The following is a 299-nucleotide window of genomic DNA, read 5'->3' as shown; positions in this document are numbered from 1 at the left end:
AATCACCTGGGATCGCGGCACGGAGATGGCAAGTCACAGGGCCTTTTCGATCGCCACCGATGTGCAGGTATATTTCTGCGATCCTCGCAGCCCTTGGCAAAGAGGGAGCAATGAGAACACGAACGGACTGCTGCGTCAGTACTTTCCGAAGGGAGTCCCGGTTGACGGCTACTCGCAAGCCGAATTGAACAAGATTGCTAATCGTTTGAACGATAGGCCGCGCAAGACATTGCAATTTATGACCCCCGCTGAGAAGCTAGCGGAAACATTGGGTGTTGCGTTGACCGGTTGAATCCGCC

Annotated in this window: 1 protein-coding gene; it reads left to right on the top strand. The window is 54.2% G+C overall.

Annotated elements, in window-relative coordinates; translation table 11 throughout:
* A partial coding sequence (locus PQR08_RS38780; RefSeq protein ID WP_408164533.1) for an IS30 family transposase occupies positions 1-292 on the top strand: 292 nt, incomplete at its 5' end.
* Positions 293-299: the final 7 nt, after the last annotated feature.

The organism is Caballeronia jiangsuensis (genome assembly GCF_046030135.1).
Lineage (GTDB): Bacteria > Pseudomonadota > Gammaproteobacteria > Burkholderiales > Burkholderiaceae > Caballeronia > Caballeronia jiangsuensis.
Note: the sequence above shows the minus strand (reverse complement) of the source record. Positions and strands in the feature narration are given on the sequence as shown.